This window comes from Stenotrophomonas sp. YJH_SMC_57 (assembly GCF_059369755.1).
Map to the genome: position 1 here is coordinate 112,033 of NZ_JCAFSZ010000001.1, position 11,487 is coordinate 123,519.

The window sequence follows — 11,487 nt, forward strand, 5'->3', positions numbered from 1 at the left end:
GGAATGCGCACACGATACGCCGCCACCACGTGCACGGCACGTACCGGCGCAGGCCGTTGGGGGTTCAGCAGGGCGCGGGGCGGCGGCTGCGGCGATACAACGCCAGCGCCAGGTACAGCAGCCAGCCCACGATCACCGCAATCACAACCTTCTGCCCCAGCCCGCGCGGTGGCCCAGCGCGCCACAGCACGTGCAGCCAGAGAAGCACGAACGCCAGCCACGCCCAGCCCCAGAGCAGGCCGGCGGCGGATTGCCAGCCTGGTTCGCGGCGCAGGTACCAGGCCTGCAGCAGCATGCCGACGCTGGCACACAGGAACGCGGTGTTGGCCGCCAGCCCATGGATGAACGGTGCCAGCAGGGGCGTTGCTTCGGGCAGCCAGCTGTCACCGATGGCGACGGTGGCCAGCCCCAGTGCGGACACGCTGAACAGCATCGGTGCAGCCGCGCTGCGACGCGGGCCGATGCTGCCGCGATACAGCGCGACGCCCAGCACCGCGATGGCCAGCGCCAGCAGGCAGTACGCAGCGCGCAATGCCAGCCCCCACGGCCCATGCAGGTAGAGGCTGAGCGTGGCCCGCACCCAGTCCAGGTCGGTGCGCACGAACTGGGTCCACAGCGCAGTGACCACGAACAGCAGCAACGCCACCAGTGCCAGTACTGCCGCCGGACGTGCGCGGTTCATGGCGCCGCTTCCGGATGCCGCGCCTGCCACTCGGCCAGTGCCTTGCGGTAGCGCTGCAGCTCATCGGCATACAGGTCAAGCACGCACAGCGGGCAGCCACTGCCGCAGCACTCATTGGGACCAGGCTCTTCCGGTGGCAGCGGGCGGGGATCGGGATCAGGAACGGACACGGTCGGAAACGGCGATCGGTGGAAACAGACCCCAGTGTACCGGGCTGGCTCAGCGGTCCAGCTGCCGGCGCAGGTTGTCGCGGGCCGCGGCATCCAGGCGCTGGTGGAAGAAGTCGCTGAGGAAGATGCGTGGCGCACGCAGCAGGCCCTGCAGGAAACGCCGGCGCCCGGCGCGGTACAGGAAGCCCGGCACCACGCCCGTGTACTCCTCGGCCACGCCCCGGTCGTAGGCGGCGAACACCGGTTCCGGCGCGGCCAGGATCGCCATGTCGCAGTCCAGGAACAGCGCCGCCTCGGCATCTACATCGTCCGGGCCGAGCTCGCCATGGCGGGCGGTCAGCAGGATCAGCTGCTCGACCCGGGTGCCATCGACGGCAGCCAGGTCCGGTGCCTGCGCGATTGCCTGCAAGGCCAACTGCGCCGAGCGTGCCTCGTTGTCCTTGCGCCCGGCCTGGTAGATCGCATCGTGGTAAAGCACGGCCAGATAGACCTCGGCCGGCTGCTGCCAGCCCGGGCCATCAGCCACCTCCTGGCAGTGCTGCAGCACGGCGCGCACGTGGCCGAAGTGGTGGTAGGCGCGGGGCGGCGTTGCATAGCTGTCCTGCAGCGCCTGCCACTGCGCCGGGGCAAGCGTCAGAGGTTGGAAGTCCATGCCCGGATCATCCCGCCTGCGCCGGCGGCGGGCAAGCTGGCTGTTTATTCACCACGCACTCACAACGCTTGCCGGGCGTGGCCTGGGCTCGGTTGTCCACAGCTTTGTCGAGCGCTGGTCCACACCGGTTGTGGATGAACCGCGACGCCGACCAACGGTCGCTGCAGCGGAACATCCTTGGGTCTACACTCGCCACAGGCGGGAGCGCCCGCCGCTGCCGGGAGCTGTCATGTACCGCCCTTCCGTCCCTTGCCTGGCCCTTTCGCTGCTCGCCCTCTGTGCGCCGGCCTTCGGCGCGGACCCGGCGCCACCTGCGGCGGTGGTGACCACTCCGACCATCACCGTGTCGGCTCCGCGCGTGCCGACGCCGGACGAGGTGTTCGCCATTCCGGCGGACCTGCGCGCGATGCTGCAGAAGCAGGTGATCCAGCGCAGCTACTCCCGCGACCAGCGCCTGCAGGCGCTGGTGGAAATGATCTTCGACCAGCACGGGCTGGACCTGCAGTACGACGCCAATGCGACCTACACCGTCAGCGAGATCTGGCAGCACCGCCAGGCCAACTGCCTGGCCTTCACCCTGCTGTTCGTGACGCTTGCCCGCGAAGCCGGCATCCAGGCCCGCGTGCAGGAAGTGGGACAGGTGGTGTCGTGGTACCAGGACCAGCAGAACGGCGTGGTCTACAACGTCGGGCACGTCAACGCCGGCGTCGACGTCGGTGGGCGTTTCGGTACCGTCGACCTGGACCGCAACGTACTCTACGACCGGCGCGGGCCGGTTCCGGTCAGCCGTGCGCGGGCCTTGGCGCATTTCTACAACAACCGCGGCGCCGAGTACCTTGCCGAAGGTGACCTGGTGGGCGCACGCGCGTTCTTCGACGCTGCGCTGGCCCAGGACAGCGGGTTCGCTCCGGTCTGGAACAACGTCGGCGTGCTCGACCATCGCGCGGGCGACAACGAGGGCGCACGACAGGCGCTGGACAGGTCGCTGCAGCTGGATGGACGCCAGGATGCCGCGCTGACCAATGCCTCGGCACTGTTCCGCAGCCTGGGCCTGACCGCGCAGGCGCAGGCGCTGGAACGCCGGTTGACGTCGGTGCAGCGCGAGGACCCGTTCGCGCAGTACATGCTCGGCGCCAAGGCCGAGCGTGCGGGCCAGCTGGATGCGGCGATCCGCTACTACCGCCAGGCGGTGCGCCTGTATGACACCGCGCACCAGTTCCACTTCGGGCTGGCACGGGTCTATTTCCTGGCCGGCCAGCTCAAGCGGGCCGATCGCGAAATGCTGCGCGCGCAGGAACTGGGCGGGGCCCCGGAGCAGGCTCGCTACCAGGCCAAGCTGGACAGCCTGGCGCGCTGGCGCGCGCAGCAGGCCAGGCGCTGAGGTCCGGTCAGGCTTTCTTGAGGAAGCAGGTCTTCAGGACCAGCCCCTTGATCTTGTCCGAGTTGCCTTCGATGTGCTCGGCATCGTCCTCGACCAGGCGGATGTTGCGGATCACCGTGCCCTGCTTCAGCGGGATCGAGGAGCCCTTCACCTTCAGGTCCTTGATCACGGTGACGGTGTCGCCGGTCTGCAGCGTATTGCCATTGCTGTCACGCACGACCAGGGTCGAACCGGCGCTTTCCTCGGCGGTCCACTCGAAGCCGCAGTCGGCGCAGATCCACAGCGCGCCATCGGCATAGGTGTTTTCCAGGGTGCACTGCGGGCAAGCGGGGGCGGACGACATCGGCAAGTACCTCAAAATGAATCAACAGCCGCCATTGTAACCGGCTGGCCTTTTTCCCATTCCGCCGGGAGGCGGCCGGCGGCCCTCCTTCACGACAGGACGCTGGAACTTGCAGTCGGCCGCGAACTGCAGCAGAGTGCGCGGCCCCTGATCGCCCCCGGAACTTCCCATGCGCCTCGGCATCGACTTCGGTACCAGCAACTCCGCCGCCGCCATCGTGCATGAGGGGAAACTGCTGCCGATCCGCTTCGGCGACGCCGAGCAGTTCCGCACCAGCGTGTACTTCCCCGGCGTGGTGCCCGACCCGGACGACTTCCAGCTCGACGACGGCCAGGAACACCAGCTGCAGCAGATGATCGACAGCGCCGCCCGCGCAGCGCGTGCCGCCGGCCAGGAACGCACGCCACAGGCGCTGCGCCGCGAAGCCCTGCGCGCGCTGCGCCGCGAGTGGATGGAAGCCCGTGCCGGCCAGGAACGCAGCGCCAGCGACCTGCTGCAGAACGCGGTCTACGGTGATGAGGCACTGGAAGCGTATTTCGAGGAACACGAAGGCAACCTGGTGCAGAGCCCGAAGTCGATGCTGGGCTACAACCTGCACCCGCGCGCCAGGCAGACCATCACCGGCATCGCCGCGCACATCCTTGAACACATCCGCCTGACCGCCAGCGCCCAGCTCGGCCGCCCGCTGCGTGCCGCCCTGCTCGGCCGCCCGGTGCAGTTCCGCAGTTCGATCGGCGCGGCCGGCAACGACCAGGCGCTGGACATCCTGCGCGAAGCCGCCACCCAGGCCGGCTTCGACCAGATCGATTTCCTCGAAGAACCGGCGGCGGCGGCCATGCACTACCACGCCGAAAGCCGCGAGCGGCACCAGGCGGTGATCGTCGACATCGGCGGCGGTACCACCGACATCGCGCATGCCGAAGTCGGCGGCGACGACGCACCGCGCATCCACCGCGCCTGGGGTATCGCCCGCGGCGGTACCGACATCGACCTGGCACTGAGCCTGTCCAGCTACATGCCGCTGTTCGGCCGCGGCATCACCCGCGTACCGGCCCACCACTATGTGGAAGCGGCCACCGTCCAGGACATGACCCGCCAGCGCGATTTCCGCCTGCACAAGTACGACCATGTGGACGCGCCCTGGGGCGACCGCCTGCAGGCCCTGCAGGACACCGGCAATACCGCGCGCCTGTACCGCGATGTCGAACGCGCCAAGATCGCCCTGAGTGCTGCCAGCGAGCACCGCAGCACGCTGGACTACATCGCCCGCGATCTGCATGCCGACAGCAGCGCCGACGGCCTGGCCGCCGCCGCACATGGGTACCTGGAGCAGATCCGCGAACTGCTGGCCCAGGTCCGCAGCGACATCGGTGGCGACCCGGATGCGGTGTTCCTGACCGGCGGCATGTCCCGTGCCGGCTACCTGCGCCAAGCCGTGGCCGAGGCCTTCCCGGGCGCCCGCATGGTCCACGGCGAACCCTCGCTGGGCGTGGTCCAGGGCCTTGCGCTGGCGGCAGCCAGCCAGGATTAACAAAACGTTACGCGGTCTAAGTTACTCTTGGTCGGCTAGAACCCTGCTGCACCTTCCACCGGCCACGCCGGTGCGTGTCTTCCGTGCAGCCCGGCCCGCCCTGCGGGCCTAGCGGCCATGCCTTCCTGGCTCGTTCATGGTCCGCGCACCACCGGAGCCGCCATCGAGACCCGCTTTGGGCACCCGCCAGGCCCCAGAGGCCTTACAACCTGACGCAGCACCTGCACCCATCGACTGCCGCCGTTGTGACGCGGTCTGTTGCCGGCTGCCCGTGCTGCTGCAGCCCGGCGACCACGTGCCTGGCCAGTTCCTTTCGCGCGACGCGCACGGCCGTGCCGTGATGGCACGCAACGAGGAAGGCTGGTGCGCGGCGATCGATCCCTATCACCTGCGCTGCACGATCTATTCGCAGCGCCCGGCGATCTGCCGCCAGTTTTCGATGGGCGGCGATGACTGCCGCCGCGAGCGGCAGGACTACCTGCGCCAGGCTGATGCCTGGTCGCTTTCCTCCCCTTCCACCTGACAGGAGCAACCATGCCCCGCAAGGCAAAGACCCCCGCGAAGGCCAGCAACAGCATCCGCAGCGAACGCAAGGGCGCGGCCGCCAGCACCGTGGTCAGCAGTGATTCGATCGCTTCGGACCTGGCTGCGTTCCGCAAGGCCGGTGGCAAGATCGAAGTCCTCGGCACCACCTGGGCGCTGAAGAAGGCCAGCTGACCCAGTACCGACCGCGGCGGCGCTGCCGCCGCGGCCTGCCGGACCGCGTTCAGCGATCCAGGCGTACCTGCACACTGCCCGAATGCGATTGGATGCGGATGTCACCATCACCGCCGCCCAGTCGCGTGTCGAGGTGGCTGCCCGGCCCGTAGCGCGGCCGCTCCACCTGCCCGGCATCGCTGTTGATCGAACCGCTGAAGCTGTTCACCGATAGCTGCGCCGACACCGTGCGCGGCAGGCTCAGCGTCACCGAGGCGCTCACCGATTCGACGTTGATGCGGCCACCCGGTGCCAACCCGGCCGCTGCCAGCTCGATGCTGCCCGACACGGTCTCCACCGCCAGCCGCTGCACGCGCCCGGCGTCCACCTCGACCCGGCCGGACACGGTCTGCGCACCGATATCACCGGATACGCCGCCACCGGCCTCGATCCGGCCACTGACCGTATTGACGTCAAGCTTCGGGGTCTGCAGGCGTGCACTGACACTGCCGCTGACCGTGTTGAGCTTGCTGTCGCCACTGCGCCCGGCCGCGCTCAGGCTGCCGCTGACCGTATCGGCCTGCAGGCGGCGCACGTCGATGCCGCTGATGTCCTGGCTGGCGCTGACCGTACTCAGCAGCAGTTCCACCGAGCGCGGCACATTCAGCACCAGGGTGGCGCCACCGTTGTTGTTGCGGCGCGGGTACTCGATCTCCCAGCGCACGCGGTTGGCGCTCTTCTCCTGGCGCAGCTGCAGGCCGTCACTGAGCGTGCCGGTGAGTTGCACATCGTTGCGGTCCCAGCCGCGCACGGTCACCTTGCCGGCGACGTTGCTCAGTTCGATGCGGCCGCCGGCGGCCAGCGTGTGGCGTTCGTCGATACGGGTGTCGGCCAGCGCCAGCGAGGGTGCCAGCAACAGCGCCACACAGCAGCAAATCAGGGTTCGGGTCATGGGGGTCTCCTCAGGTTGCCAGGCCGGACTCGGCGGCATAGGCCGCCTGCCGGGTCAGTTCCAGACGCAGCGCATAGGTGCGCTTGAGCTGGCCAAGCAGGTGCGGCGCACGTGGGTCCTGCGCCAGTGCGGCGCGGATCTGCGCCGCACTTTCATCGAGTTCGTGCAGGGCCGGCTGCCATTCCGGTGCGCGTCCATCGGGCAGCGAAGCGACGGCCTGCTGGTACTGCTCGGTCATCGCCGCGGCCTGCAGCTGCAATGCGGACGGCGCCGGCATGCCGGGTTGCGCATGGCGCCACGGCGCCACCGCATACACCGCCAGGCTGGCCGCCAGCGCCGCGCCCACCGGCAGCCACCAGCGCCGCCTCGGACGCATGGGCAGGGCCACCACATTGCCATCCGCTGCAGGTGCCGACGGTGGTTCACGCGGTGGCAGCCGGGCCGACAGGCGCTCCCAGCCATCGGCGGGCACGCTGCGTTCGCTGGACAGGGCACGCAGGCGTGCCAGCAGCGCGGAATCGGAATCGTGGTCGTGTGTCGTCATGTCATGTCTCCCAGCCGTGCACGCAACAAACCGCGCGCACGATGCAACTGTGCCTTGGAACTGCCGACAGCCATCTGCAGCTGCTCGGCGATTTCCTGGTGTTTCCAGCCTTCGATATCGTGCAGTACCAGTACCGCACGTGCCCGTGGTGGCAGCGTCGACAGCGCGCGCTCCAGGTCGCGCTCGGTGCCGGCACAGCGGTCATGCACCGCCAGTTCCTGCAGCCCGCCGTCGACCTCATCCAGACTGTCGTGGTCCTGCCCGGCCGCGCGCCCACGCAGTTCCATCAGGGCGGCATTGACGCCCAGCCGATGCAGCCAGGTCGACAGGCTGCTCTCGAAACGGAACCCCGGCAGCGCCCTCCAGGCCTGCAGGAAGGCTTCCTGCAACGCATCTTCGGCACGCGCCTGCTGCCCCCCACACAGCCGCCACAGCACGGCAAATACACGGGGCGCGTGGCGCCGGTACAGCAGTTCGTAGGCGGCGGTATCGCCAGCGGCCGCCGCCCGCACCAGGGCGGATTCGTCGACGGTGTCGTTGGCGGCAGGCGGCGCGGGCATGGTGGTGTCGAGCATATCGCTTGGATGCGCCGGCCCGGAAAAAGGTTTAGAGCCAGGCGATGATCGATTCCCTGCAACCTTTTCGGCGGCCGCTGCATCCATGCAAGGTCCTTCGTGAAAACGCCGTCCGGGAGTCCTGCCATGTCCAGCCCATCCTGCGCCGCCCTGCTGGTGATCGCCGCCTGCGTCCTGTTGCAGGTGCTGGGCCTGTCGCTGCAGCTTCGCCCCGACAACGGCCGCGCCTGCCTGCAGCAGCATCGCAAGGAGCTGGTCTGCCTGGCCTGGACGCCCACGGTCGAATCCGCCGCACGCGCCGGGTAACATCGGGGGCCGTTTCCCCCTCCGTAGTCGTCCCATGATGTTGTCGCTGAAGGACCACCTGCCGCCCTGGACCCACCCTTGGCTGAACTACGCCGGCGTTGCCCTGCAGATCGTGCTGGTGCTGCTGGTCGCCTGGCTGCTGCGGCTGCTCGCCCGTCGCCTGATCCGCCGCTTCGCCGAGCACTACACGCTGCCGCCGGAAATGGTGATGGGCGCACGCCGGATCACCAGCTTCGTGGTCTATTTCAGTGCGCTGCTGTACATCCTCAGCCTGCTCGGCGCGAAGCCGTCGGTGCTCTGGACCGCCTTCACCGGTTTCGCCGCGGTGGGCGCGGTGGCCTTCTTCGCGGCCTGGAGCGTGCTGTCCAACATCTTCTGCACGCTGCTGATCTTCACCACCCGTCCGTTCCGCCTGCACGACTACATCGAGGTGCTGGAGAACGGCGAGAAACCTGGGCTGAAGGGCCGGGTGATCGATGTGAACCTGATCTACACGACGCTGCAGGAAACCGGTGACGGCCACGAAGGCACGGTGCTGCAGCTGCCGAACAACCTGTTCTTCCAGCGCACGGTGCGTCGCTGGCGCGACCCGGCGCAGGCCCCCGGCGGGATCCAGGGCGACGGCTGAGGGGGGGGTTCTTTGCAGGGCTGCGCCCTGCACCCGCCGAGGCAACGTCAACGTCAAAGGCTGGCTTCCTGTGGGATGGCGGGGTGGGTCCGGTGGCGGGAGACGCCGTAAACCCGTCCATGGGGGCTTGGCCGCGGCATCCATGCCGCGGACACTCCCGCCACCGGACCCACCCCGCCTTCGACAGTTTCCCGCGATCTGCCGGAACGGCGTTCCGCTCTGGTGGGTGTCGACCTTGGTCGACACAGTAGAGCCGCGCCATGCGCGGATGATTCATTCGATATCTGACAGAAAAGTCGTGTCGACCAAGGTCGACACCTACCAACAGCCGCGCGTTCCAACGGCCGCCGTTGCCAACAGCGGCGTGAACCCGTCGAAGGTGGGGCGGTGTCGGAGTGCGGGGTGTCAGCCGCATGGGCCCGAGGCATGCCTCGGGCGGGTTGGGCAGGACGCCCAACCCCGGTCTTGCCGTGTGCGCAAGGAACGCGCACACGAGCAAGCGGCTGCCAAGCCTACATGGACGTACTTGCGGCGTCCCCGCACTCCGACACCGCCCCGCCAACCCGCGGAATGCCAGCTTTTGCTTTTGCTGTTGCTGTTGCCTTGGCTTGAAGCATCTGCGGGTGCAGGGCGCAGCCCTGCCGAACATCCCCTACCTCAGCTGGCTGTCCTTGCTGCCGCGCCGGTTGTAGCCGCTGTGCGCGTGTTCCTCATCATCCAGCGCCTGCTGGCAGGCCACGCACAGGCGTACCCCGGGCACGGCCTGACGCCGCGCCAACGGGATCGGCGCGTCGCATTCCTCACAGTGTTCCAGGCCCGGCCCCTGGCGCAGCTGGCGCCGCGCGCGGGCAATCGCATCATCAACGGTGGCGTCGATCTGGTCCTGGACCGCACCATCTCCCGCCCAACCGGTGGCCATGGCCATCCTCCGCAGGTGTGTCGCCTGATATGGGGACGATACACGCCGGCAAAAAGACAGGCCTTAATGTGGAGCCGAGCCGTGTTCGGCTGCTCTTCAGGAAGACGAACAGAACGCGGACGGGTTCGATCGACCCGATTGCGGCTTAATCCCCTCCGTCCCCTTTTTGCTTACCAGACCAGGTCATCCGGCACCTGGAACTGGGCGTAGTAGGCGTCGTCCTCGGCGTTGCCGGTGGAGATCTCGGCGGTCGAGCCCGGCTGGCCGTGGTCGACGATGATCGCTTCCGGGGCGCGTTCACGCACCTTCTCGGCGGCGGCTCGCGGCAGCAGCGCGTAGCCCTCGCCATGGGCAACGATGACCAGCACGCCCACCGACAGTGCCTTGCGCAGCTTGGGGTCGATCAGCAGGGTGCGGATCGCCGCGCCGTCGCTGAAGCGGTATTCGTCATCGCCCTTGTGGGGCACGGCGTGGGCGCTGATGATCTGCCTTGCCTGGGCCTTCTGTTCAGCCTGCCTGGCCTGGGCATTGCGCTCGGCGGCCAGTGCGCGGTCACGCTCGACCTTCTCGGCGCGGGCGCGTTCAGCTTCGCGCTGGACCTCGGCCGAGGTCGGTTCGGCCTTGCCCTGGCGGGCCTTGGCCTGCGCGCTCGCGGCGGCGCTGGCCTGCGACTTCTTGGCCAGGCCGGCCTTGAGCAATTGTTCCTGCAGCGCGTTGGGCTTTGCCATGGTCGATGCGTACCGCGTGTAATCTTGGAGGCTCCATTCTACCGACGCCCCGCCGCCCCTGCATGGCAGTGATGAAGTACCTCACCGGCTATCCCGAGCCCCTGGTCGCCCAGGTCAGCGAACTGCTGGCGCAGGGCAAGCTGGGGCCCTGGCTGCAGCAGCGCTACCCGGACCCGCACGAGGTGCGCAGCGACCGCCAGCTGTACGACTACACCCAGGAACTGAAAGACCGTTACCTGCGCAAGTCGGTGCCGCTCAACAAGGTCTGCTACGACAACACGCTGGAAGTGATCAAGCACGCGCTGGGCACCCACACCGCCATCTCCCGCGTACACGGCGGCCGCCTCAAGGCCAGCCGCGAGATCCGCATCGCCACCGTGTTCCGCCAGGCGCCGGCGGCATTCCTGCGCATGATCGTGGTGCATGAGCTGGCCCACCTGAAGGAAGCCGACCACAACAAGGCTTTCTACCAGCTGTGCCAGCACATGGAGCCGGACTACCTGCAGCTGGAATTCGACACCCGCCTGTACCTGACCGAACTGGCCAACCGCGGCCAGCGCTGATCGGCCGCAGCAGCTACACTGCGCGCCCCCTGCCCGACCTGACCGAACCGCCCGCCATGGAACCGATCCGTCTCGACAAACGCCTGTCCGCCCTGCTCGGCATCCCGCGCGGCGAAGCCCGGCGCTACATCGAGGGCGGCTGGGTCACGGTCGATGGCGAGGTGGTGGAACAGCCGCAGCGCCCGGTCGACGACAACGCCGTGATCGTGGTGGCCGAGCAGGCCAGCGATGACAAGGCCGAGCGGGTCAGCATGCTGCTGCACAAGCCGGCCGGCGTCGCCGCCGAGACCCTGTGCGCGCTGGTCAGCAGCGACAGCCGAAGCGAGCTTGATGCCAGCGGCATCCGTCCACTGCAGCGTCATTTCCATGGGCTGCAGCTGGCGGCATCGCTGCCGGCGGCCGACAGCGGCCTGGTGGTGGTCAGCCAGGACCCGGCCACCCTCGCCCATCTGCAGCGCAACCTGGGCCGCACCGAGCAGGAGTACCTCATCGAAGTGGCCGAAGGCGGCCCCGAGCGCGGTCCGTGGCTGCTGGCGCGGCTGCAGCACGAATCCGGCGGTGCCAAGGTCAGCTGGCAGAGCGAACAGCGCCTGCGCTTTGCCGGCAAGGGGCTGACCGCCAAGGGCCTGCGCGTGGCGGTGACCGCCGCCGGGCTGCAGGTCGCGGCCGTGCGTCGCCTGCGTATCGGCCGCGTGGCACTCGGGCCGCTGCCACCAGGCCAGTGGCGCTACCTGGGCAGTGACGAGCGGTTCTGACCGCATCCACGCATGGCATGACATTGCCTGAAGAAGCCATCCACGCACGGCGTGGATCCATT

General features: G+C 68.5%; 17 protein-coding genes. 8 read left to right on the forward strand and 9 right to left on the reverse strand.

Annotated elements, in window-relative coordinates; genetic code table 11:
• Positions 1–64 precede the first annotated feature (64 nt).
• From AC5P7U_RS00480 to AC5P7U_RS00490, 3 genes are read right to left on the reverse strand one after another with little or no spacing between them, the layout of a single operon-like run.
• Positions 65–682 carry a DUF998 domain-containing protein gene (locus AC5P7U_RS00480; RefSeq protein ID WP_006462287.1) on the reverse strand — a complete coding sequence of 206 codons (618 nt, stop codon included), beginning with the start codon at positions 680–682 and terminating at the stop codon, positions 65–67.
• Positions 679–852, reverse strand: a complete 174-nt coding sequence (locus AC5P7U_RS00485; protein ID WP_008265759.1) for an oxidoreductase-like domain-containing protein — start codon at positions 850–852, stop codon at positions 679–681. The genes AC5P7U_RS00480 and AC5P7U_RS00485 overlap by 4 nt, the downstream gene beginning before the upstream one ends.
• Positions 853–901: 49 nt before the next feature.
• The gene (locus tag AC5P7U_RS00490) at positions 902–1,504 is read right to left on the reverse strand and encodes an HD domain-containing protein (protein WP_197564720.1); all 603 of its coding nucleotides are present in this window, start codon (positions 1,502–1,504) and stop codon (positions 902–904) included.
• Between the two features lie 229 nt (positions 1,505–1,733).
• Between AC5P7U_RS00490 and AC5P7U_RS00495 the strand changes: the two genes are divergently transcribed.
• Positions 1,734–2,885: a transglutaminase domain-containing protein gene (locus AC5P7U_RS00495; protein WP_006462285.1), complete on the forward strand. Its 1,152-nt coding sequence runs from the start codon at positions 1,734–1,736 to the stop codon at positions 2,883–2,885.
• A 7-nt stretch (positions 2,886–2,892) separates the two neighbouring features.
• Here AC5P7U_RS00495 and AC5P7U_RS00500 read toward each other — a convergent pair whose 3' ends face one another.
• Complete coding sequence (locus AC5P7U_RS00500; RefSeq protein WP_006462284.1) at positions 2,893–3,228, reverse strand: zinc ribbon domain-containing protein YjdM; 336 nt, start codon at positions 3,226–3,228, stop codon at positions 2,893–2,895.
• Between the two features lie 169 nt (positions 3,229–3,397).
• Between AC5P7U_RS00500 and AC5P7U_RS00505 the strand changes: the two genes are divergently transcribed.
• The 3 genes from AC5P7U_RS00505 (at position 3,398) to AC5P7U_RS00515 (ending at position 5,476) form a co-directional block, all read left to right on the forward strand.
• A complete protein-coding gene (locus AC5P7U_RS00505) occupies positions 3,398–4,759 on the forward strand; it encodes an Hsp70 family protein (protein ID WP_006462283.1) in 1,362 nt (453 codons plus the stop codon).
• A 229-nt stretch (positions 4,760–4,988) separates the two neighbouring features.
• On the forward strand, positions 4,989–5,282 hold the full coding sequence (locus tag AC5P7U_RS00510) for a YkgJ family cysteine cluster protein (protein ID WP_080357208.1): 294 nt from the start codon (positions 4,989–4,991) through the stop codon (positions 5,280–5,282).
• An 11-nt stretch (positions 5,283–5,293) separates the two neighbouring features.
• The gene (locus AC5P7U_RS00515) at positions 5,294–5,476 is read left to right on the forward strand and encodes a hypothetical protein (protein ID WP_005410566.1); all 183 of its coding nucleotides are present in this window, start codon (positions 5,294–5,296) and stop codon (positions 5,474–5,476) included.
• Positions 5,477–5,525: 49 nt separating this feature from the next.
• Here the strand turns inward: AC5P7U_RS00515 and AC5P7U_RS00520 are convergent, their stop codons facing one another.
• The 3 genes from AC5P7U_RS00520 to AC5P7U_RS00530 are packed head-to-tail and all read right to left on the reverse strand — an operon-like array spanning position 5,526 to position 7,526.
• Positions 5,526–6,407 carry a DUF4097 family beta strand repeat-containing protein gene (locus AC5P7U_RS00520; protein ID WP_197564719.1) on the reverse strand — a complete coding sequence of 294 codons (882 nt, stop codon included), beginning with the start codon at positions 6,405–6,407 and terminating at the stop codon, positions 5,526–5,528.
• 10 nt (positions 6,408–6,417) lie between these two features.
• A complete protein-coding gene (locus tag AC5P7U_RS00525; protein WP_164242758.1) occupies positions 6,418–6,951 on the reverse strand; it encodes a hypothetical protein in 534 nt (177 codons plus the stop codon).
• Positions 6,948–7,526 (reverse strand): RNA polymerase sigma factor, encoded by a 579-nt coding sequence (locus tag AC5P7U_RS00530; protein ID WP_197564718.1) that lies wholly within the window; start codon positions 7,524–7,526, stop codon positions 6,948–6,950. Before AC5P7U_RS00530 ends, AC5P7U_RS00525 begins: the two co-directional genes overlap by 4 nt.
• A gap of 126 nt (positions 7,527–7,652) precedes the next feature.
• Between AC5P7U_RS00530 and AC5P7U_RS00535 the strand changes: the two genes are divergently transcribed.
• Both AC5P7U_RS00535 and AC5P7U_RS00540 read left to right on the forward strand, forming a co-directional pair.
• Positions 7,653–7,832, forward strand: coding sequence for a hypothetical protein (locus tag AC5P7U_RS00535; RefSeq protein WP_008268616.1), 180 nt, complete (start codon positions 7,653–7,655; stop codon positions 7,830–7,832).
• A gap of 34 nt (positions 7,833–7,866) precedes the next feature.
• The gene (locus AC5P7U_RS00540; protein ID WP_006462204.1) at positions 7,867–8,460 is read left to right on the forward strand and encodes a mechanosensitive ion channel family protein; all 594 of its coding nucleotides are present in this window, start codon (positions 7,867–7,869) and stop codon (positions 8,458–8,460) included.
• Between the two features lie 652 nt (positions 8,461–9,112).
• Here the strand turns inward: AC5P7U_RS00540 and AC5P7U_RS00545 are convergent.
• Positions 9,113–9,379 (reverse strand): DksA/TraR family C4-type zinc finger protein, encoded by a 267-nt coding sequence (locus AC5P7U_RS00545; RefSeq protein ID WP_006460850.1) that lies wholly within the window; start codon positions 9,377–9,379, stop codon positions 9,113–9,115.
• Between the two features lie 170 nt (positions 9,380–9,549).
• Positions 9,550–10,107 (reverse strand): DUF2058 domain-containing protein, encoded by a 558-nt coding sequence (locus AC5P7U_RS00550; protein WP_006460852.1) that lies wholly within the window; start codon positions 10,105–10,107, stop codon positions 9,550–9,552.
• A 62-nt stretch (positions 10,108–10,169) separates the two neighbouring features.
• Between AC5P7U_RS00550 and AC5P7U_RS00555 the strand changes: the two genes are divergently transcribed.
• Both AC5P7U_RS00555 and AC5P7U_RS00560 read left to right on the forward strand, forming a co-directional pair.
• Complete coding sequence (locus AC5P7U_RS00555) at positions 10,170–10,670, forward strand: M48 metallopeptidase family protein (RefSeq protein WP_049456100.1); 501 nt, start codon at positions 10,170–10,172, stop codon at positions 10,668–10,670.
• 56 nt (positions 10,671–10,726) lie between these two features.
• Positions 10,727–11,425 (forward strand): RNA pseudouridine synthase, encoded by a 699-nt coding sequence (locus AC5P7U_RS00560; RefSeq protein WP_008265276.1) that lies wholly within the window; start codon positions 10,727–10,729, stop codon positions 11,423–11,425.
• The last annotated feature ends 62 nt before the right edge of the window (positions 11,426–11,487 follow it).